Origin of the sequence: Mesorhizobium sp. C268A, assembly GCF_040324475.1 — a bacterium.
GTDB lineage: Bacteria > Pseudomonadota > Alphaproteobacteria > Rhizobiales > Rhizobiaceae > Mesorhizobium.
The window spans coordinates 2,151,680-2,172,756 of sequence record NZ_JAMYVX010000001.1 but is presented as its reverse complement, the minus strand read 5'-3'; the positions used below and the strand labels follow the sequence as shown (position 1 = coordinate 2,172,756).

General features: G+C 58.9%; 16 protein-coding genes, 6 pseudogenes and 1 other annotated feature. Of the genes and pseudogenes, 15 read left to right on the top strand and 7 right to left on the bottom strand.

From position 1 onward, the window contains the following. Positions 1-49 precede the first annotated feature (49 nt). Positions 50-763, bottom strand: a pseudogene (gene virG, locus NKL06_RS10520) (two-component system response regulator VirG). A gap of 79 nt (positions 764-842) precedes the next feature. Here virG (NKL06_RS10520) and NKL06_RS10515 point away from each other — a divergent pair. Then, complete coding sequence (locus NKL06_RS10515; RefSeq protein ID WP_023679571.1) at positions 843-1,118, top strand: acyl carrier protein; 276 nt, start codon at positions 843-845, stop codon at positions 1,116-1,118. 71 nt (positions 1,119-1,189) lie between these two features. On the opposite strand, the gene NKL06_RS10510 is transcribed toward NKL06_RS10515, so the two are convergent. The 3 genes and pseudogenes from NKL06_RS10510 to NKL06_RS10500 form a co-directional block, all read right to left on the bottom strand. Continuing rightward, entirely contained in the window at positions 1,190-1,537 is a 348-nt protein-coding gene (locus NKL06_RS10510) for a hypothetical protein (RefSeq protein WP_023693592.1), read from the bottom strand. A 303-nt stretch (positions 1,538-1,840) separates the two neighbouring features. After that, positions 1,841-2,020 (bottom strand): hypothetical protein, encoded by a 180-nt coding sequence (locus NKL06_RS10505; RefSeq protein ID WP_031210643.1) that lies wholly within the window; start codon positions 2,018-2,020, stop codon positions 1,841-1,843. Then, positions 2,017-2,743: pseudogene (locus NKL06_RS10500) on the bottom strand (IS6 family transposase). Before NKL06_RS10500 ends, NKL06_RS10505 begins: the two are co-directional and overlap by 4 nt. A gap of 294 nt (positions 2,744-3,037) precedes the next feature. Here NKL06_RS10500 and NKL06_RS10495 point away from each other — a divergent pair. The 3 genes and pseudogenes from NKL06_RS10495 (at position 3,038) to NKL06_RS10485 (ending at position 4,652) form a co-directional block, all read left to right on the top strand. Continuing rightward, a complete protein-coding gene (locus NKL06_RS10495; protein ID WP_023693588.1) occupies positions 3,038-3,415 on the top strand; it encodes a hypothetical protein in 378 nt (125 codons plus the stop codon). Between the two features lie 198 nt (positions 3,416-3,613). Next, positions 3,614-3,813 (top strand): annotated as a pseudogene (locus NKL06_RS10490) (DUF1403 family protein); the annotation flags it as partial. A gap of 50 nt (positions 3,814-3,863) precedes the next feature. After that, complete coding sequence (locus tag NKL06_RS10485; protein ID WP_245267147.1) at positions 3,864-4,652, top strand: IS6 family transposase; 789 nt, start codon at positions 3,864-3,866, stop codon at positions 4,650-4,652. 47 nt (positions 4,653-4,699) lie between these two features. On the opposite strand, the gene NKL06_RS10480 is transcribed toward NKL06_RS10485, so the two are convergent. Beyond that, positions 4,700-6,622 (bottom strand): potassium transporter Kup, encoded by a 1,923-nt coding sequence (locus NKL06_RS10480; protein WP_352580243.1) that lies wholly within the window; start codon positions 6,620-6,622, stop codon positions 4,700-4,702. A gap of 502 nt (positions 6,623-7,124) precedes the next feature. On the opposite strand from NKL06_RS10480, the pseudogene NKL06_RS10475 reads away from it, so the two are divergent. After that, positions 7,125-8,016: pseudogene (locus NKL06_RS10475) on the top strand (IS3 family transposase); the annotation flags it as partial. Continuing rightward, positions 7,376-7,492, top strand: a sequence feature (AL1L pseudoknot). (Overlaps the previous pseudogene by 117 nt.) On the opposite strand, the pseudogene NKL06_RS10470 reads toward NKL06_RS10475, so the two are convergent. Then, positions 7,995-9,442, bottom strand: a pseudogene (locus NKL06_RS10470) (IS30 family transposase). The pseudogenes NKL06_RS10475 and NKL06_RS10470 overlap by 22 nt on opposite strands. Positions 9,443-9,472: 30 nt before the next feature. Here NKL06_RS10470 and NKL06_RS10465 point away from each other — a divergent pair. The 3 genes and pseudogenes from NKL06_RS10465 to virD4 all read left to right on the top strand — a co-directional run. Further along, positions 9,473-9,775 (top strand): annotated as a pseudogene (locus NKL06_RS10465) (integrase core domain-containing protein); the annotation flags it as partial. A 209-nt stretch (positions 9,776-9,984) separates the two neighbouring features. Further along, complete coding sequence (locus tag NKL06_RS10460; protein ID WP_023685161.1) at positions 9,985-10,851, top strand: hypothetical protein; 867 nt, start codon at positions 9,985-9,987, stop codon at positions 10,849-10,851. A 247-nt stretch (positions 10,852-11,098) separates the two neighbouring features. Further along, positions 11,099-12,844 carry a type IV secretion system ATPase VirD4 gene (virD4, locus tag NKL06_RS10455; protein WP_023727267.1) on the top strand — a complete coding sequence of 582 codons (1,746 nt, stop codon included), beginning with the start codon at positions 11,099-11,101 and terminating at the stop codon, positions 12,842-12,844. Positions 12,845-13,535: 691 nt separating this feature from the next. On the opposite strand, the gene virG (NKL06_RS10450) is transcribed toward virD4, so the two are convergent. Continuing rightward, the gene (gene virG, locus NKL06_RS10450) at positions 13,536-14,261 is read right to left on the bottom strand and encodes a two-component system response regulator VirG (protein ID WP_023685159.1); all 726 of its coding nucleotides are present in this window, start codon (positions 14,259-14,261) and stop codon (positions 13,536-13,538) included. 685 nt (positions 14,262-14,946) lie between these two features. Between virG (NKL06_RS10450) and NKL06_RS10445 the strand changes: the two genes are divergently transcribed. The 7 genes from NKL06_RS10445 (at position 14,947) to NKL06_RS10415 (ending at position 21,054) form a co-directional block, all read left to right on the top strand. Beyond that, a complete protein-coding gene (locus NKL06_RS10445) occupies positions 14,947-15,102 on the top strand; it encodes a hypothetical protein (protein ID WP_156939199.1) in 156 nt (51 codons plus the stop codon). Positions 15,103-15,550: 448 nt separating this feature from the next. Continuing rightward, positions 15,551-16,336, top strand: coding sequence for a type IV secretion system lytic transglycosylase VirB1 (locus NKL06_RS10440; RefSeq protein WP_023673708.1), 786 nt, complete (start codon positions 15,551-15,553; stop codon positions 16,334-16,336). Between the two features lie 74 nt (positions 16,337-16,410). After that, the gene (virB2, locus tag NKL06_RS10435) at positions 16,411-16,716 is read left to right on the top strand and encodes a pilin major subunit VirB2 (RefSeq protein ID WP_023673707.1); all 306 of its coding nucleotides are present in this window, start codon (positions 16,411-16,413) and stop codon (positions 16,714-16,716) included. Next, entirely contained in the window at positions 16,716-17,042 is a 327-nt protein-coding gene (locus NKL06_RS10430) for a type IV secretion system protein VirB3 (protein ID WP_023694987.1), read from the top strand. The genes virB2 and NKL06_RS10430 overlap by 1 nt, the downstream gene beginning before the upstream one ends. Beyond that, positions 17,042-19,411 carry a type IV secretion/conjugal transfer ATPase VirB4 gene (virB4, locus tag NKL06_RS10425; protein ID WP_023694986.1) on the top strand — a complete coding sequence of 790 codons (2,370 nt, stop codon included), beginning with the start codon at positions 17,042-17,044 and terminating at the stop codon, positions 19,409-19,411. Before NKL06_RS10430 ends, virB4 begins: the two co-directional genes overlap by 1 nt. 13 nt (positions 19,412-19,424) lie before the next feature. Continuing rightward, complete coding sequence (locus NKL06_RS10420; protein WP_023694985.1) at positions 19,425-20,108, top strand: TrbJ/VirB5 family protein; 684 nt, start codon at positions 19,425-19,427, stop codon at positions 20,106-20,108. A gap of 58 nt (positions 20,109-20,166) precedes the next feature. Then, positions 20,167-21,054 (top strand): type IV secretion system protein, encoded by an 888-nt coding sequence (locus NKL06_RS10415; protein ID WP_023694984.1) that lies wholly within the window; start codon positions 20,167-20,169, stop codon positions 21,052-21,054. Positions 21,055-21,077: the final 23 nt, after the last annotated feature.

Below are 21,077 nucleotides of genomic sequence, written 5' to 3'. Positions count from 1 at the left end.
TGGAAGACTTGATCAGCCTCGTCACCCCAATCTCCAGCATAGCTCACTGTCACGCGGCCAACGTGCCTCCGTAGCTAACATCCACGTCAGCGTTGAAGAAGTACCCTGCGCCACGGGATGTTTTGACCAGGCGAGGGTTGGCCGCATCAGCCTCCAGCTTTCGGCGCAAGCGCATGATTAGGACATCGATACTTCGATCGTACACCTCTTCTCCACGCACACGGCTCGCGAGCAAAAGCCGTTCTCTGGATAGCACGTTGCGGGGGTTCTCCAGAAATGCGATCAAGAGATTGAACTCACATGCGGTAAGCTTGACCTCGCCACGCTCCGCACAGATCAGTCGCCGCTGCTTCACGCTGAGCTTCCAGGCCCCAAAGCGAAATGAGCGCTGCTCTCTGGTTCGCGGACTAGAAATGCGCTGGCGTAGCGCTACTCGAATGCGGGCCAAGAATTCGCGCATCCCGAAAGGCTTGGGAATGAATCGGTTGCGCCGAGCTCCAGTGCAACCACTTTTTCCGCCTCATCAAGCCGGTCGCCGCTGATCACTATGATAGGAACATCCGATTTTGTCGCCAGATTGCGGACGATCGCAAGTCCATCCTCCCGGCCTAGGTTAAGGTCAACAACCACGAGATCGACTGGCTCACGTGAAAGAACATAGTCAAACTGCTTGCTATCGTGGACTGCGGTTACCTTCAGGGCATGCATCGGCGATGAGGCGCCGCATTGCGGCATCATCGTCAATGACAAGAACATGTTTCAACGGCACACCTCGTTTTGGGGGTTGCGCCCCGATCAGGGTTGCATTACCTGAATCTGCAAGCAAAAGGCATGTATTAGTGATGACATTACTTGAAATTGAACAACTGGTTCTCAAAACCCTCAACGCTCTAGTTGCCGAAAAAGTAGAGGTGTCGATGACAACCAGAATGCGGGATCTCGGCCTCGACAGCCTCGACTATAACGAGCTTGCTACGGCGATCGAGAGCCGACTTGGCTGGTTTGTCGACGATTACAAGCTCTGGCAATACGAGTCCGTAAGGCATGTCGCCGACGCCGTCGCCAGTCAGGAGTTGCGCACCGCGGAACCACCAGCAGTGCGACAAGTGCTGGAGTAGTGCTGTAGGCACAGGTTACGGTGAGGGCAGCTTGGGCGGCGGTAGCTATTGCCATTGCTCCGCTGTGGTTTCTATTCGTGACTGGTGTGTTTGAGAACTGTTGGGTCAGCCCGGTCCATGTCCAGTGCCGATGCCCCCTTGGTGGCGTTGCCCGCAATTGCGATCGCTGCGCCCAGGGCACCAATGCTGACGGTCGTTGTCAGGCCACCCGTTGAATTGTTGTCAGAGGCAACAGTGCCCACCACACCATCCCAATTGGTGGTCGTATAGACCGACATGTAGTCACGGAACACGCTCTCACTATACGTGGTCACGATCGTTGCCGTCGTACCGGTTGGCACGAGGGCCGACCACACTGACAGATAGACCACACCAGAATTGAAGATGCTTTCCACCTGAGCGAGAAGGGTGGCAGCCACACCCCCCAATCGTCATACTGTTGACGGTCACTGCACTTTCGGTGTCAGTGGTCTCAGTTGTCACGATGACACGACGATTAGCGTGTGGCGCGACAAGAAGCGGAATGCTGGTGTGGGTGTAAACGGTCGTGGCAGTCGAGTCTTCGTGAGTGCCATTGAAGAGCAGATCTATCGGGAACATTTTCTCCCAGACGCCCGAGCTGCGCACATAGACCTGTCGAGCCTTGGTCCAGAGGCTTGAGATTTTCACCCATACGGCGCTAGTCGCCCCCCAGACCCCGGAGGCTTTGACGTAAAGGGCCATTACGGCTGCACCCAGAAATCACCGTCCGCGCCGCCAGAAGGGGCAGCGGCCGAGATCGTGACGCTGCGATTTGCCATCGTGCCGACGCCGAGAAGCGCCTTGGTCTGGGCAATGGACTGCGGTCGACGATAATTGTCCCCGGTGCCGTCACTCGACACGCGACCGACGAAGCTCGTCACAGCGTCGGCACCTGTGGCGTAGGTCGAGCGGTACAAACGCGTCGTGATATCACCAGCGCCATCGCGCTGAGGCGATGAACATGTATGGCGAGAGCAGAACGTTTGGGGCGGGACGAAGAGGTTGCGGAGGGCTGACAAGGTCGAGACGAAGCGTTGCAGGCCTCCCGGCGATCGGACCTCTGCATCATCCGCTCCCGTTTTCGCGGCGGCACATGGGAATTCTCCGCTCCGTTGTTCAACCCCTTGTGCGACCGGTGCTTGACCTCCGGCATCACCTGTCGCTTTGCCGCTCCATACGAGCGCAGCTAGTCGGTGATCATGCGCTTCGGCGTGAGCCCCTGCTTCTTCAACGGCCGCGTCAGCAAGCGCTTGGCGGCCTTGGTGTTGCGGCGGTTTTGCACGATTTCGTCCAGCACATATCCATCCTGGTCGACGGCGCGCCACAACCAAAGCTTTTTGCCGGGCGATGGTGACGACCACTTCGTTCAGGTACCAGACATCATTCCGGCACGGCGGCTTGCGGCGCAAGCAGCGAGCGCAGTCCAGCCCGAACTTAGATGCCCCACCGGCGACTTGTCTCATACGAAACCACGATGCCGCGTTTCAGCAGCATTTCCTCAACCAGACGCAGGCTCAGCGGAAACCGGAAATAAAGCCAGAGCGCGTGGGCGATAATAGGCGGCGGAAATCGGGGGGCGTGTAGCTGACGGCGGGCGTATTCATGCCCCCCGGCGTCCATGTCGCAAATCTTGACGATTGCTTTGTGTGTCAAGCCCGCCGCAGGTCTCAACGCGTTCATATGCAGACATTGTGAAAATCGCCCTATTCCGCCTTTTTTTACCGCCCCTTAAGTCCCCCGCTCGCATGCTTGTCGATGCATTGAACTCATAGCCATCGGCCAAGGATTTTGGAAAATATGGTTCCGCTCGCAGCAGAAAACGTGAGAGTCGCTGTAGGCCTAACGTCAAGGGGAGAGAGCGGTTTGATTGGACGAAATGGGTACCGGAGTACCGAGTCATGAAGCCACGAGGTAATCTGGTCCGACTGAAGCAATTTCAGGTGAATGAGAAGCGGCGACAGTTGCACCAGCTAGACATCATGATTGCCGATTTCGAACGCATGGCGCGAGAACTGGACTTCCAGATAAACGCCGAGGAAACGAAGGGCGGCATCTCCGATGTCAATCATTTCGCTTATCCGACGTTCGCCAAGGCCGCTCGCCTACGTCGTGACAACGTCAAGAATTCGCAATCGGACCTTCTGCGGCAGAGAACCGCAGCCGAGCCATGCCTCGCCGAGGCTGAAGCAGAGCTCTCCAAGGCGCAATTGCTAGAATCGCGCAGCGGCAGAGGCCACGACCTCGAACCCGGCAACCGAAGCGCCATGATCGGCTGAGCCGGACGGCTTCAGCGCGCCTCAATTCGCGACACCGACTGGCCGTTGGCGCGCGAGAGGCGTGCGGGCACTGTAAAGATATCAGCGTCTTGATGCAGCGATAGCTGGTCGGGACGGCTGTCATGCTGCGGCGACATACGCGATTTTGTCCAGATTTGCATAGCGGCGTTACGCAGGTATGGGGGAAAGTGGAATTGGTTGGCAATCGGATCATCGGTGGAGACGAACCGCTGCCGGCGGACCGGCGCCTGGCGGCAACGCCTGGCGCTTTCGGCGGCGGCGGTAACGGCAAAGCAGGCTTGCCGCGTCGAGGATGAAGCGGCACCTGCGCGATGCCGTTCTGCTCACGGCCGGGAGACGGGGTCGGGCCCGCCGGCCGGATGCTGCTCGCTTGGCGCGGCATCGTAAAGTCAACCGACAGCTTATGAAGATGTGCGTACATTGGGCCATGTCAGAAGTTGCTCGTGATCCGCTCTATGGTCGCCACCGCTTTCCCGCCGAGATCATTGCGCACGCGGTATGGCTCTACTTTCGCTTTCCGCTCAGCCTGCGCATGGTTGAGGACATGCTGGCGGCCCGCGGCATCATCGTCACGCATCAGACCGTTCGAAGCTGCGCGGAGAAATTCGGACGGCATTTCGCCCAGGAGATCAATATCAGCCGGCTGCCTGGGCGACAAATGGCATCTCGACGAATGTGTCGTGGCTATCAGTGCAAGAAGCAGTGGCTCTGGCGTGCCGTCGATCAGGACGGCTTCGTCCTCGAAGTGCTGGTACAAAGCCGCCGAAATGCCAAGGCGGCAAAGCGTCTGATGCGCAAGTTGCTGAAAGCTCAAGGGCGGACACCACGGATCATGATCACCGACAAGCTCCGATCCTATGATGCCGCCATGCGCGACCTCATGCCCGGCGTCGAACACCGGTCGCACACAGGCCTGAATAATCGAGCGGAAAATTCGCACCAGCCGACCCGACGACGCCAAAGGATCATGAAACGCTTCAAGTCGGCACGCCAGCTTCAGCGGTTCGTTTCCATCCATGATCCGATTGCCGACCTGCTCACTTTCCCTGCAATGCGCTGTCATCGGCTCAACATCGAGACCTGCGTAACGCTCCCATGCAAATCTGAACAAAATCGCGTGTGTCGCCACAGCGTGACAGCCGTCCCGGCCAGCTATCGCTGCATCAAGCCGCTGAAACTTACAGTGCCGGGCGCGCTGCTACCTGAATTTCCTTAACGCTCATTCAATGTGACAGCACCGATTCTTCTCAACCGCGGCATGCCCTAAATCGTCACTTGCGTTCCGATCTCGACGACGCGTCCGGTCGGGATCTGGAAATATTCGGTCGCATCGGCGGCCGTGCGTGCCAGGCCGATGAACAGCTTGTCCTGCCACACCGGCATGCCCGAATTGGGCGATGCCTTGAGCGAGCGCCTCGACAGGAAGAACGACGTCGTCATGATGTCGAACTTCCAGCCTTGCTTGCGGCAGATCGCCAGCGCGCGCGGGATGTTCGGCTGCTCCATGTAGCCGAAGGTCAGCGTCACCCGCATGAACAGCTCGTTGACCGTCTCCATCTTGACCACCCGGTCGCTGTCGGGCACCACCGGTTGCGGCGCGGTCACCACCGAAAGGATGACGTTCTGCTCGTGCAGCACCTTGTAGTGCTTCAGGCTGTGCATCAGCGCTGTCGGCGCGCTTTGCGGATCGCTGGTTAGGAACACGGCGGTGCCGGACACCAGCTGCGGCTTCTTCTTCAGCAGATTGCCGGCGAGGAAATCGAGCGGGATTTCGTTGCGCCGGGTCTTGTCGAACAGATAGCGGCTGCCGCGCACCCAGGTCCACATCGCCAGAACGATGGTGAAGGCCACCGCAAGCGACGCCCAGCCGCCCTCGAACACCTTCACGATGTTGGAGGCAAAGAAGCCGATGTCGATGAAGGCGAACACCGCCGTCATCGCCACCGCCACCCACAGGCGCCATTTCCAAATGCGCGTCATGACGACGAACAGCAGCACCGTCGTCACCAGCATGTTGCCGGTCACCGAGATGCCATAGGCCGAGGCCAGCTTGCTCGATTCGCCGAAACCGACCACCAGCAGCATCACCGCCAGCGCCAGCAACAGATTGACACGTGGCATGTAGATCTGGCCCGACTGCCGTTCCGAGGTGTGCAGGATTTCGAGACGCGGCAGCATATTGAGCTGCACCGCCTGCCTGGTCAGCGAGAAGGCGCCGGAGATCACCGCCTGGCTGGCGATAACCGTCGCGGCGGTTGCCAGCACCACCATCGGGATCAGCGTCCAGCCTTCGTTCATCTCGAAGAATGGGTGGCCGACGTGACCGTTCTTCGCCAGCACGAAAGCGCCCTGCCCAGCATAGTTGAGCAGCAGGCAGGGAAACACGATCCACAGCCAGGCGACCACGATGGGCCTGCATCCGAAATGGCCGAGATCGGCATAGAGTGCTTCGGCGCCGGTGACGGCGAGGAAGATGGCGCCGATGGTGACGAAAGCGACGTCGGGCGAATGGATCAGGAAGGCGACGATGTAGTGCGGGCTCACCGCCCACAGGATTTCTGGATCGGCGATGATGTGGTTGAGACCGGAAAGGCCAATTGCCAGGAACCATACGGCGGTCACCGGGCCGAACACCAATCCCACCCCGCCGGTGCCAAAGCGCTGCACCGCGAACACCATGGCCAGGATGACCAGCGTCAGCGGCACGACGTAGGGCTGGAAGGTCGGGGTAACGACATTCATGCCTTCAACCGCCGAAAGCACCGAGATTGCCGGCGTGATGACCGCGTCGCCGAAAAACAGCGAGGCGCCGACGATGCCGATGCCCAGGATCACCGCCGACCGCTTGGGGAAACTGCCGCGCGCTAGCGCCATCAGCGACAGCACGCCGCCCTCGCCGCCGTTATCGGCGCGCAGCACGAACATGATGTACTTGATGGTGACGATGATAGTCAGCGACCAGATGATCAGCGACAGCACGCCGAGGATATCGCCGCGCTCGGCGACATTGCCGCCCGACGACGCCACCAGCGCCTCACGGAACGCGTAGATCGGGCTGGTGCCAATATCGCCATAGACAACGCCGAGCGCGCCTAGCATCAGCACCTTGGGGCTTTGCTGTTCGATTGCCGGATGGCTCGACTGTTCGACGGGTTCTGCCTCGCTACCGGTATTGGTAAGGACCATGGACGACACTCCGATAAGGGGCGGCCCTCTACCTTTGCTGCACTGCAATATCAAGTGCCGCGACGTAATGGCTCCGGATGCGGACCGCATTTGTTGCCGCACCGGCGGATTGTCTCATACGAAACCACGATCCCGCTCCCGGGCCATTTCCTCGACGAGACACAGGCTCAAGGGGACCTGAAGGAGGGCCAGACCGGATGGGCGATGATCTGCGGCAGGAAACGATGGCGCTGCTTGTAGCTGACGGCATATCTTTCTCCTTTGTGTGTCTGCCAGACGAGCGGGCGGGCACGGAAGTGGTCGCGCTCTGGCTGCCAGACATACTCGTCCAACCTGATGAAAACCTGACTTGTACACCCAGCCCAAACAGGTGCGAGGGGTCGGTTATTACCAAAGGCTCTGAGGGCTGATTCTCTAGGGTTTCCGCCCAGATTGATCCGTGCCCCTTGTTGTGTTCCGCCCCGGGTTGATCGGAGGCTCCAACTCCTGAGAAGGTGGAACCATGACAAGCAAGGCGACCAACAAGTTCTCTCCCGAGGTCCGGACCCCCCGCGGTGCGGCTGGTTCTGGATCACGAACGCGAGCATACGTCGCGCTGGGCGGCGGTTTCATCGATCGCCGCCAAGATCGGCTGCAAGAAAGCCGAGCGTGACGGCGGCGTGCGCGCCGGAGTTCCCACGGATGCTGCGACGAAACTGAAGGCTCTGGAACGCGAGAGCCGCGAGCTTCGCAGGCCAACGAGAGCAGGGCTTCCGCGTATTTTGCCCAGGCGAAGCTCGACCGCCGGTTCAGGCCACGATCGCGTTCATCGACGATCACCGCAAGGCGCATGGGGTTGAGCCGATCTGCAAGGTGCTGCCGATCGCCCCGTCGACCTACCACGACCATGTCGCCAAGCGCGTCGACCCCTGCCGGCTGTCGGCTCGGGCAAGATGGGATACAGCCTCGAAGCATGAGGTCCGACGGTTTGAGGCGAACTTCCGCGTCTACGGCGTTCGCAAGGTCTGGCGGCGGTTGCGTCGCGAGGGCTTCGACGTCGCCCGCTGCACGGTTGCCCGCTTGATGAAGGCCATGAGCCTCGAAGGCATCGTCCGCCGATCCGCACTACGGTGAGCGACAAGGCCGCACCTTGCCCTCTCGACCACGTCAACCACCAGTTCCACTGCTCCGCGCCGAACATGCTGCGGGTCTCCGACTTCACCTGCGTCGCGACCTGGACGGGCTTCGTCTATGTCGCCTTTGTCATCGACACCTATGCCCGTCGGATCGTCGGCTGGCGGGTGAGCCGGACGGCGCATGCAGCCTTCGTTCTCGATGCCCTGGAACAGGCTCTCGATGATCGGCGGCCCGTGCGGGGAGGCGGGCTCATCCATCACAGCGATAGAGGCAGCCAAGGCGGATTCAACCGGATCGTCGCAACACCGGCATCATACTGTCGCCCAAGGAGTTGGTCGAGGAGTTCGGCAGGTGTTTTCCAGCCGAGCGTTTTGCGCGGTCTTGTGTTGATAGCATGGGCGACTGCGTCCAGTTCCCGGGCTGTGTGCCGACTGAGATCCGTGCCCTTTGGAAAGTACTGTCTCAGCAAGCCGTTGGTGTTTTCGTTGGAGTCTCGCTGCCACGGGCTTGGGGATCGCAGAAGAAAATCTCGAGCCCGGTGTCGATGCGCAGGTCGGCTGCTGCGCCATTTCCGCTCCATGGGCCCAAGTCAGCGACTGACGCAGTTGCTCGGGAAGTTTGCCCATGGATCGGGCTATGGCTCTGCGGACTGCTTCTTCGCCGTGGCCGGCAAGTGGTGGACCGTTCTTGATGCGCAGGCTCTGCTGATAGCCATTGCATGCGCGGCAGGTGAAGCACGCATTGTGAAGCGTGAACTTCGTTCCACGAGCGTACCGATCGCCTAGCTTCCGAGGCCAAGGATGAGGTCGCCTTCCCAATGTCCGGGGACAGCCCGATCGGCAATTTCGGCCGGACGGTCGCTTATTATAAGGGCGTCTCCAATGAAGGACTTGTTGCGAACTCGGGCCCGTTCGCGCGGTACGCGCGTTCGGGCGGTACGCGCAACGCTCGGCCTGAACGCAGACATGCGGTCAGTCCTCGGCGCAATGCTCCGCGTCCTTGAATGTACAAGGACTGATAGATCGTCTCATGGCTGATCCGCATGGTTTGATCCTCTGGGTAATCGATCTGAAGCCGATTTAGCGATCTGCTCGGGGCTCCAGGTTGCCGACCACCTCCGGCTCTGTCGTTTTTTCCACACCCACCTTGGGGCCCTCGAATGAGGCGCCATTGGGGTTGGTGACTTTGCCGGCCAAGCGCTCCTCAACATATTCACGCAGAGCCGGATTGACCGCCAGCTTGCCAGGAGGCCGGCGGGACTCACGATCGGCGTGCCATTGGGCGGCACTGGCCGGTAATCCAGATTGCCGCTACGCGTCGCGGCATTGCGCCTGACCTCCCGCGAGATTGTGCTCGGCGGCCGACCTAGCTTACGAGCAATGGCCCGGATGCCGATCCCCTTGGCAAGCTCAAGCGCAATATCCTCGCGCTCCCGAAAGAAAGATATCGCCCCGAAGGCGGCTTCGCCCACGGCGCCAAATGCGTTGGCGGCATCCCTCCTGTACTCCGAAACCAGCGCGGACCAAGAGGCGTTGATGTACCGGCATCCAGTGCGGCCTCCTCGCTCGAATGTCCCAAGGCAATAGCTTGCCAGAACCGGAAGCGATTCTCACGCTGCCAGGCAGGCGGACGCCCGGGCGAATCCAGCTTCTTTCGAGTGCACCGATCTAAGCGCGTTGGTGAACCGTCATTGCCACCTCCAATCCCTTGGTGTCGCGACGACCGGTTGAATCCGCCCAATACGTCAGCATTCGATACACCGAGCGCTTGGCGGAGGCCGGCGTCGAACCCTCGGTGGGCAGTGCCGGCGACTCTTTCGATAATGCTCTCGTCGAAACGATCAACGGTCTTTACAAGGCCGAGGTGATCCATCGACGCGGACCCTGGCGCTCATTCGAGGCCGTCGAGTTCGCCACGCTCGAATGGGTCGACTGCTTCAACAATCGCCGGCTGCTGGAGCCCATCGGCAACATCCCGCCGGCCGAAGCCGAGGAACGCTACTACGCCATGTTGGATGAACCAGCCATAGCCGCGTAACTCAAACGAAACGGCCTCCGGAAAGCCCGGGGCAGTTCACATCGCATTTGATGCCAGCTTCATCGTATTTTCTTCGGCTTGGACGGGCACTTGGCAGACCCACAGAGCTGGGAACCCTTTGCCATACTACAACTGTAACACCATATCGGTTTAGCAGGTCAAGCTTCGGTGGTAACCTCTGGGTAGAATAACTACTTTGGAGGCGAGCAATGGATCGCGATAACAAACGGGCACGCGCAGCTGCAAGATCATCTCAAGGCGTGGGGAGCAGTAGCCTCCGTGACGTTCCAGAGGGGCCATTGAGCGATGTTGCAGAACGGCTGGTAACCGCTAACCCGCGCGATACAGCGCGAAATCTTGGGGGCTTCAAAGGCCTCGGGACGCACGAGCGAACAGCCGTTCGGGGCACTCAACCCGGGCCAGAAACTGACCTCGCGAGATTTGAAAGGCGGACCAATCGGCTTGGACGATCAGCCATCAATCTGGCCGCGACATTGACAGCCGAATTGGGGTACAGCACGGATGACATAGCATTGCAGAAAGTCGGAGCGGCCAGTAATCTAGGCAATTACCTAACGCCAGGGCTGCAAGATGCTATTGTTAATCGCATTGGCAACATGGATCCGCCGTCGCAAGCTCTCGGAACTTATTACGTTGCGCCACACTTCAGTAAGTTTACTGAGGAAAACAAATCTCGCATTCTTGATCAGGCCATTGGATTGGCTTCTTCTGATCCGGATGGCAATGTCAGAAACATGGCATCCAATGCTATTCTCAACATGTATCACCAGTTCGACGCAAATCAACAGGCCCAAGCTCACTCAGTTTTTCCCGGCATGCAAGACATCTTGCCGCACATGCCGCCGCCGCAGCATGCAGCAGAGGAACGGAGTGCGAATCTGGACGGCCACATAGCAGGTATTGAGGCTGCAGTCCGTGATACAGTAGGCCCGCAAACCTCCTATGAACAGCTGCAGCGGGGTGCTCAAGTCGGGCGGTCCATAAGCCAAGCCTACAATCACGCCCGAGAGGACCTAATGGAGGCCACCAGAAGCAGAGATCGCTCCGGCCGTTGATGTCTCGGCCATGGTACAGTGACGCTTTCTCTCCCGAATTCCGTCTACGGCCTTGCCGTTTCCAATTCGCTGGCCGTTGACGTACCTGCTTAGTGTAACTTTCAAAAACCACGTCTGCCGGGTGATGCGCTGCAAGCATCGCACCACCCACTGCGGCATCGATCTGTCGAGCGGCGACATCGCGCGACGCCGGTTCGGTCTCTGAAGCACGCGCAGCATTAGCTACGGCTAATCCGGCAATGGAACAATGCTTTCAACAAAAACGACGCCCCCCAACATAGCCATTAGCATCGCGTGCTCACTCGCCGTGGGCTTCTGTGCGGCAAGTCTTTACGCAACCTTCCGCCACGGCGGCAGCGGCGAGGCTCTGATGGCGTTTGATGTCCGTGCCTTTTGGTTTGAAACGCCCTTCTATTTGGGTTTCGCAACCCCCGTTTTCTATCGGGGCGCGGCTATCGTGCTCTCGACGTCCGCGGTCGTCTTGCTGATTCAGCAGATCGTATTGCGCCGCAAGCTCGAACACCACGGGACGGCTCGTTGGGCTCGAGTTGATGAAATGCGACGCACGGGATATCTGCGACGATACCGTGGCGTGACAGGGCCGGTGTTTGGGAAGACAAGTGGCCCTTTCTGGCCTGGCTACTTCCTGACCAATGGCGAGCAGCCTCACAGCCTCATCGTTGCACCGACCCGCGCTGGCAAGGGCGTCGGCATAGTCATTCCAACGCTACTTACATTCAAAGGCTCGGTGATAGCTCTGGACGTCAAGGGGGAGCTCTTTGAGCTCACCTCGAGGGCGCGCAAAGCCGCAGGTGACGACGTGTTTAAATTCGCGCCGCTGGATTCGGAGCGGCGCACAAACTGCTACAATCCGCTGTTGGATCTTATAGCGCTGCCTCCACAGCAGCAATTCACCGAAGCCCGCCGCTTGGCGGCAAACCTGATTACGGCCAAGGGGGAGGGCGCGGAAGGTTTCGTCAGCGGCGCGCGAGATATCTTTGTCGCGGGAATCCTTGCCTGCATCGAGCGGGGCACGCCAACAATCGGCGCCGTCTATGACCTCTTCGCCCAGCCGGGGGAGAAGTTTAAGCTCTTCGCGCGACTCGCCATGGAGACTCAGAACAAAGAGGCACAACGCATCTTCGACGACATGGCGGGGAACGATACGAAAATCCTAACCTCCTACACTTCCGTGCTCGGCGATGGCGGGCTCAACCTGTGGGCGGATCCCGCTGTAAAGGCGGCCACAAGTCGCTCGGACTTTTCGGTCTATGATCTTCGCCGTCGCAGAACGTGCATCTATCTTTGCGTTGGTCCGAACGACCTTGAGGTGATCGCGCCTTTGATACGCTTGTTTTTTCAGCAAATCGTTTCAATTCTGCAGCGGTCGCTGGCCCGCCGGGATGAAAAGCACGAGGTTCTCTTCCTGCTCGACGAGTTCAAGCACTTGGGTAAGCTTGAGGCGATCGAGACCGCAATCACGACTATCGCGGGCTACAAGGGGCGTTTCATGCTCATCATCCAAAGCCTTTCGGCACTGACGGGGGCTTATGGAGAGGCTGGCAAGCAGAATTTTCTCAGCAATACCGGACTGCAAGTGTTCATGGCCACGGCTGATGACGAGACTCCGAACTACATTTCCAAGGCCATCGGTGAATACACGTTTGAAGCAAAATCGATTTCCCACAGCCAGGCGCGAACGTTCGACTGGACCATTCAGAATTCACATCAAGGTGCACCGCTATTGCGTCCCGAACAGGTTCGGCTGCTCGATGACGACTACGAGATTGTTCTCATCAAAGGTCTGCCACCATTAAAATTGAGGAAGGTGCGTTATTTCTCGGATCGCATTCTGAAACGCATCTTTGAACGCCAGACAGGCGCCCTCCCGGAGCCGGCGCCCTTGACGGGAGCAGAGGAGGCGCTCTCCGCCGAATCTCAACTCGATGACCCGCTGTGTGAATTGGCGCAGGACTTTGACGATACAGTTTGATGTGAGGCTGGTGTGGACCCGGCGAAATAGTAATCCATCCCGTGTAACAGCTTTGTCGCAGGTGCAGGACGCCGGCTTGGAAGACGGGCAAGCGGTCCAGGCCCGGCGAGTGGGCTTTGAGCAGCACGTGTCCGAGGCGCTCCGGCCGCTGTTCGATGGTCGAGCTGACGAGCCGCCAACCAATCCAGAGGAGCTTCTGCGACTGGAACAGGGGTTTCGCGAGGTGCTTCAGCGAGGGCAGGATCATCAAGCCGCCTCGTCTTTTTTCAGCAACCCAGGGATGCCCGATGGACGGGATGACCTCAACAGAAGCGTGTCGGAGGCTTTCGCAAGCTCTGGGACGCCGGAGTTCGGGCCGCCGCCCCCAGTCTTGGCTGCCAGCCGACAGCAGATCCGCCCTTCGCCGGATGAGCTTGACCATGCAACCACCTGCCACCCGAGTGAGTAGTCCCAACAATGAACATTCCACAGCGCTGTTGTGGCCAGCGCAGACGCAGAGGGCCCTGATGCGCCGCAAGCCGTCGCCATTCAGCAGCAGCTGAGCGAAATCGGCAATTCAGGCGGCCGCGTGCATATGCAGAGAGGGGCTGATGCGATCTCCGGACCGGTAGCTCTCGCCGTAATTGATCAGGCTGGTACTGTTGGAAGGCTTGATCAGCCTCGTCACCCCAATCTCCAGCATAGCTCACTGTCACGCGGCCAACGTGCCTCCGTAGCTAACATCTACGTCAGCGTTGAAGAAGTACCCTGCGCCACGGGATGTTTTGACCAGGCGAGGGTTGGCCGCATCAGCCTCCAGCTTTCGGCGCAAGCGCATGATTAGGACATCGATACTTCGATCGTACACCTCTTCTCCACGCACACGGCTCGCGAGCAAAAGCCGTTCTCTGGATAGCACGTTGCGGGGGTTCTCCAGAAATGCGATCAAGAGATTGAACTCACATGCGGTAAGCTTGACCTCGCCACGCTCCGCACAGATCAGTCGCCGCTGCTTCACGCTGAGCTTCCAGGCCCCAAAGCGAAATGAGCGCTGCTCTCTGGTTCGCGGACTAGAAATGCGCTGACGTAGCGCTACTCGAATGCGGGCCAAGAATTCGCGCATCCCGAAAGGCTTGGGAATGAAATCGGTTGCGCCGAGCTCCAGTGCAACCACTTTTTCCGCCTCATCAAGCCGGTCGCCGCTGATCACTATGATAGGAACATCCGATTTTGTCGCCAGATTGCGGACGATCGCAAGTCCATCCTCCCGGCCTAGGTTAAGGTCAACAACCACGAGATCGACTGGCTCACGTGAAAGAACATAGTCAAACTGCTTGCTATCGTGGACTGCGGTTACCTTCAGGGCATGCATCGTGAGATACTCGGCGATGAGGCGCCGCATTGCGGCATCATCGTCAATGACAAGAACATGTTTCAACGGCACACCTTCAATCTTGAATCCCCTTGTCTAAACCTGTTGCCGAGCAACCCTGGGGCACCGACCCAGAACAGCTGCTCCTTGATACCACTCGCCGTTGCGTGCGGCCAATGTGAGGCCGTGCTCGTCCTGTTCTTTTCATCCCCAGCGAATTGACCGCACCAAGGCAGCCCGTGGCCACCAGACAGGTCCCAGCGCCGACATGACCCTGCCGTGTGGTCCTTCGCTTTTTCGCTTCGAGTTCCCCCGTTGGTGCAGGCCTGCCAATATCACTCAAGTTCGACCTCATGGATGCCAAGTTTCCTGCTATGCCCTTGCATCCTGGTCATCCTGGAGTTTGCGGACCTGGATCATCTCGATATCATCCGGCTCGTGGATCCAGCTCGGACATGGTTGAGCAGCGCGGCGTTTGGCTTGATCGGAGAGGCGGTCGGCGGAAGAAGACCGTGATTCGCTGCAGCGGCCTTGTGCAAAATAGTGTGTCTCCTGCCAAGCCGGCTTCGTCCAAGGTGGCCGGCGGCCTCAAATGCTGTTCGGCGACCGGCAGGTCGCCGGTTGCGGTGAACGTCCGGGCTAACATTTCTCAGTTACTGCAACTCCTCCATCTTGAGCGTGTCACTATGCTTGTCCATTGCGCCGTCGGACTGCGTCAATGACGTGCGGTTATCTGCCGATGGGACTGTGCATGATCCACCCTTTGGCGGCGGCGGCCGAACAGCTGAACGAGGCTCGCACCAGGATCGGCTGCGCCGCCACGTCTTCCCAGTTGACCCTCGCCGCCGCGGATTTGCGCCTTCGAGCCAGCTTCGCGGACGAGCTCGCGTCTCAAGCAATGATCTGAGTATGCAGGGCCGCATGGCTGCTCTTTAAGGACCGGCAGCATACCGGCAAAGTTGGGCCGCTTTATCGCCTTAGTCGATTCCCCACGGTGATCCCGAGCCTGAACAAGCCCGCCAAGCTCCCCATTTTGTCCTTGGCTTGGCGCTGACAGAAGTACCGTCCATGACGCCAAAGTCGCGGCCCACACTCCAGGAGCAACGGACGGCCGGGACGAGCAATCCTGTAAAGGAGTCATTGTACCAAGATGCTCCGGATGTCGCTGGCTGATCGGGCCCGCGCCACCCACGCATGCGCAAGATTCTCACCCACGCTGATACGAACACGGTCTTTGCTTCAATTGAAACCGAAAAGCTGAACTTGAACATCACACAGTAACAAACCTCCCCGATAAGCGCGTGCCGGACAGGGCCAGAACCCGTCCGGCGGCTTGGAAAGGTAGGTGATAGGGAATGTTTATTGCAGCTTGGCCGCTGGCCATCGTCCTGATGACATCCATGTCACTCCCAGCCGAGCCCGCGCCACTTTCTCCGCGTGAGTTCCGCAGCCTGTCGCGCAAATGCGCCCCCTGGGTTGCGCCGTCCACCCTGGCCGCGATTGCCAAGATTGAAAGTGGCTTTGAAACGCTGGTGGCTCATGACAACACCACAGGTGAGCAGCTTCGCTGGATAGACCACCTGGAAGCCACGCGGGGCATCAAGGAACGCCTCGAAGCACAACATTCTGTCGATGTTGGATTGATGCAGATAAACAGCAAGAACTTTGCCATGCTCAATCTCACGCCGGAAAGGGCTTTCGAGCCCTGCGCCTCGCTTTCGGCTGCCGCCCACCTGCTTGAAAGCCGGTATGCCGGCGGCACCACTGCTGTGGCACAGCAACTGGCGCTTCGCCGTGCCATCTCGGCCTATAACACGGGCGACGTCACGCATGGCTTCGCCAACGGTTATGTACGCAAGGTCGAGTCGGCCGCAAAGGACATCTCAAGTCTCCTTGAGAGAACGCTGGAGCCGACTGCTCGAGATGTGCCGCACCTTGAGGCACCCGGTCGGAAAGCCGTGCCGCCTCTGCTCCAGCAGAGCCAACAGGCCAATAGAAAGAAGCAGCCCAACCAAGATTCTTGGGACATCTGGGGCTCGTATCAGCCAGACCGCTCCGGGGCCGATCCCTCCGATCCGACAGGCAGCCAGGCTGCGAAAGCACGGGAACCCTCGAACCCGAACAAACTCGTATTCGATTGAAACATGGAGATGCAATGATGACGCCACTCAAGATACTTCGTGCGCTTAAAACGCGTGTTCCTTCGCCTTTTTCCATGCTGCGCATGGCGGCTGAATATGTACCGGCCGCTGCTGCAGGCGCGGCGTGGACGGTCTTCTACAGCGGGCCAGCCGCGGCTCAGGTGACCGGAGGGACGGATCCTGCCAAGATGGTCCAGAATATCTGCACGTTCATACTTGGCCCCTTTGGACAATCACTGGCCGTGCTCGGGCTCGTAGCCATCGGTATCTCTTGGATGTTCGGTCGTGCTTCACTTGGCCTGGTTGCGGGTGTCGTTGGAGGGATCGTCATCATGTTCGGGGCCAGCTTCCTGGGCAAGGCGCTCATAGGCGGCGGCTGATGAGCGACCGGTTGGAAGTGAGCACCCTCTATGTGGCGGCGACGCGCCCCGCACTGTTTCTGGGGGTGCCGCTGACGCTGGCCGGATTGCTCATGATGTTGGCTGGGCTTGTTATCATTATCCTTCAGAACCCGCTCTACGAAATCGTTCTCGTGCCACTCTGGTTCGGAGCACGGCTGGTTGTTGAGCGTGACTATAACGCGGCAAGCGTCGTGCTGCTCTATTTGCAGACGGCCGGCAGAAGCGTGGACGGGCCGGTCTGGGGAGGCGCAAGCGTCAGCGCCAATCCGATCAGAGTGCCGAAACGCGGAAGAGGAATGCTGTAATGTTCGGCGCCAGCGGCCGGACCGAGAGGTCTGGCGAGATCTACCTTCCGTATGTTGGTCACGTAAGCGATCAGGTTGTCCTTCTGGAAGACGGATCGATCATGGCCATGGCACATGTGAACGGTGTGCCCTTTGATTTGGAAGACGCTGAGATGCGCAACTCGCGCTGCCGCGCGTTCAACACTCTCTTGCGCAACATCGCCGATGACAATGTCTCGATATACGCTCATCTTGTGAGACACAACGATGTGCCGGCGCCGGCGCCGCGCCAGTTTCAAAGTGCATTCGCTGGCAGTCTGAGCGAGGCCTACGAGCGTCGTGTGCTGTCGGGAAAGCTCTTTCGCAACGATCACTTCCTCACTTTGATCGTGTCCCCCCGCACCGCAATCGGCAAGATCGGCTTGCGGATTGCCAAGTCCCGCAGACGGAATGAGCACGATCTAGCCACCCAAATGCGGAGCCTGGAAGACCTCTGGCACATCACTGCTGGCGCACTCGGCGGTTACGGTCTGCGCCGGTTGGGCATTCGTGAGAAAGGCAACGTGCTCTTCACGGAAATCGGCGAGGCGCTTCGGCTCATGATGACTTGCCGGTTTCTTTCGGTTCCGATGGTTACCGGCTCACTTGGCGCCTCGATCTACACTGACCAGGTCATCTGCGGGAAGCGGGCGCTTGAGATTCGAAGGCCCGGGGATAGCTCCGTCGGATCATTGTTTTCGTTCCGTGAATATCCGGCGACGACGCGGCCGGGCATGCTAAATTCCTTGCTGTCCGCCAACTTCCCGCTTGTCCTGAGCCAGAGCTTTTCCTTCCTCACTCGCCCACAAGCTCATGCCAAACTAAGCCTTAAGTCCAGCCAGATGACGAGTGCCGGCGACAAGGCTCTCACCCAGATCAATGAACTTGCCGAGGCAGAGGACGCACTGGCAAGCAACGAATTCGTGATGGGTTCGCATCATCTGAGCCTGTGCGTCTATGCCGACAGCCTCAATAGCCTTGCAGATCGCGCAGCAAGTGCCCGCGCACGGCTGGCCGACGCGGGCGCCGTTATCGTCCAAGAGGGCATCGGCATGGAGGCCGCATATTGGTCCCAACTTCCGGGGAACAACAGGTGGCGCACGCGCCCGGGGGCGATCACCTCACACAATTTTGCCGGGCTCGTCTCATTTGAGAACTTCCCAAGCGGTTCCAGTTCCGGCCACTGGGGCAATGCTGTTGCGCGCTTTCGCACAAACGGTGGAACTTCTTTCGACTACATCCCCCATGAGAATGACGTCGGCATGACGGCAATATTCGGGCCCGTTGGCAAAGGCAAGACGACGCTGATGACCTTTGTCCTCGCGATGCTTGAGCAAAGCTTGGTCGGTCGCAATGGTGCGATCGTCTTCTTCGACAAGGATCGGGGTGGTGAACTGCTGGTGCGAGCCACGGGAGGGACATATCTTGCGTTGCGCAGAGGCGCTCCGAGCGGCTTGGCCCCTCTGCGTGGACTGGACAACACCTCCGCCTCCCGGGACTTTCTGCGCGAGTGGTTGATGGCCCTGATCGAGAGTGACGGCCGTGGTCCGATCTCGCCGGAGGAAAGCCGTCGGCTGGAACGCGGCATTGTTCGTCAGCTTTCGTTCGAACCCCCTATGCGCTCACTTGCGGGCCTGCGCGAGTTCCTATTGCACAGCCCCTCCGAGGGCGCAGGAGCACGGCTGCAGCGGTGGTGTAGAGGGGGGGCGCTTGGATGGGCCTTTGACGGCGACGTGGACGAAGTAAGGCTGGATGCCTCCATTACGGGCTTCGACATGACGCAGCTCCTGGAATATGAGGAGGTCTGTGCACCGGCCGCCGCATACCTTCTGCATCGAGTGGGCGCTATCGTCGATGGTCGTCGGTTCGTCATGAGCTGCGACGAATTTCGATTCTATCTACTCAACCCCCAATTCTCGGCCGTTATCGACAAGTTCTTGCTCACGGTCCGCAAAAACAACGGCATGTTGATACTCGCAACGCAGCAGCCTGAACACGTTCTGGAATCGCCTCTCGGAGCTAGTCTCGTTGCGCAATGTATGACGAAAATTTTCTACCCATCACCGACGGCGGACCGCTCTGCGTATGTCGATGGCTTGAAGTGCACTGCGCAGGAGTTCGAGGCAATCCGCCAGGGAATGGCAATCGGCAGCCGCAAGTTTTTGCTCAAGCGCGATAGCGGGAGTATTGTTTGCGAATTCGATCTTGGGCAGATGCGCGAGTACGTAGCCGTACTCTCGGGGCGGGCCAACACAGTGCGCTTTGCCGACCAGCTTCGTAACCAGCACGGAGACGCCCCAAGTGGGTGGCTCGACAAGTTCATGGCCCGGTACCACGAAGTTCAAGACTGACGGAGGAATATTCATGAAATTTGCCAAACTTGCAGTAACGACCCTTGCTGCTTCCCTTCTGCTTCACGGACAGGCCCGTTCGCAATTTATCGTCAGCGACCCTGTAACAGAAACACAAGCGACCTTAACAGCGCTTTCCAATGCGGCGATCCTTGAGAGGTCAATCGAGACGCTCGCTACCACGATTGAAATGGTGACAATTCTAACGTCGTCATTCGCTGTCACGGGACTGCTAAGCTCACTTAACCAAGGAAATCACTACCCGTCGAGCAATAAGCTGGAGGAGCAGATGTTTGATGCTCGGTCGCCAGCTTCGATTATGGCCCGTAACATTGCGAAGGACCCAAATCGGATAGTCAACGGCACCGATTCAGAAGCGAAACTGTTACAGGGACAAATCGCCGGGGCCGCCAATGCCGCAGCTATTGCAGCCGACACTTTGGGCATGATGGACAAGCGCCTTAAGGATAACGCCGGCACGCTTGGTCAGCTTTCCCGCTCGGGAAATATTATGCAGGCCACCGTGACCAACGGTCTGGTCCTCAAGCAGATTCACGATGCGATGATCCAAAATGTCCAGGCCACGAGTCTGCTGACAATGGCCACTGCACAAGGGAGCCTTCACGCCGTGGAGGAGGCCGCCACGCAGCGTCGCGAACATCAGGACACCGCTAATATGTTTAGCATCCTCCCGTAAACCACACAGAGTTCATCAGGCTCAGCTGCGCTGATCAGGGACACATCAGGCTCACGCCATGAATTTCAAAATTCCCGCGCCATTCACGACTATACACACGATCTTTCATGGGGCCTTCACGTCCGGGCTGCACAAAGTGCTTGAAAACGTCCAAGCGGCGGTCAGTGCGCCTCTGGTTGCGTGTGTCACGCTCTGGATAATAATCCAAGGCTGTCTGGTCATGCGTGGTCAAGTCGATGCGCGCGGGGGTATCTCGCGCGTAATCATGGTGTCGATTGTCGTCGCCCTTATCTTAGGGCAGGCCAACTATCAGCAGTACATTGAAGCGCTCTTCGACGACACGATTCCGAGGTTGGCTCACGACATCAGTGGCAGCGACTTGCCCTTCATCGGAATCCCCCAGAAGCTCGATCTCATGTTTGCTTCAAGCCAGTATGTCTTTCAGCTGATTGCTTCCGAAATTGGGCCTATGAACGGCCAGGACATACTTGCTTTCGAGGGAGCGCAATGGATTTTCTACGGCGCGCTGTGGACAGCGTTCGAGATCTACGATGCCGTTGGAATTCTGACGAAGGTGCTCTTGACGATCGGCCCCCTGGTCCTTGTAGGCTACCTTTTTGATCACACTCGAGACGTAGCCACCAGATGGATCGGCCAACTGCTCTCGTACGGGCTGCTGCTTCTCCTCCTCAACATCGTTGCAACGATAGTAATCGCTGCCGAAGCAGTCTCGCTGGCAGCCATGCTTTTGATGATCAAATTCTCGGGCACGACAGCAGCCAAGATCATCGGGCTTTACGAGCTCGACATGCTTTTCCTAGCTGGTGACGCTCTGATCGTCGCGCTTCCGACGATCGCCAGCAGCATCGCCGGCGGCTCTTGGGGAGGTGCGAACCGACCTCTTAACAGCCTCAATCGCCACTTTGCCAAAACGGCGGGTGCTTAATCAATCGACAAGCTCGGTGCCAA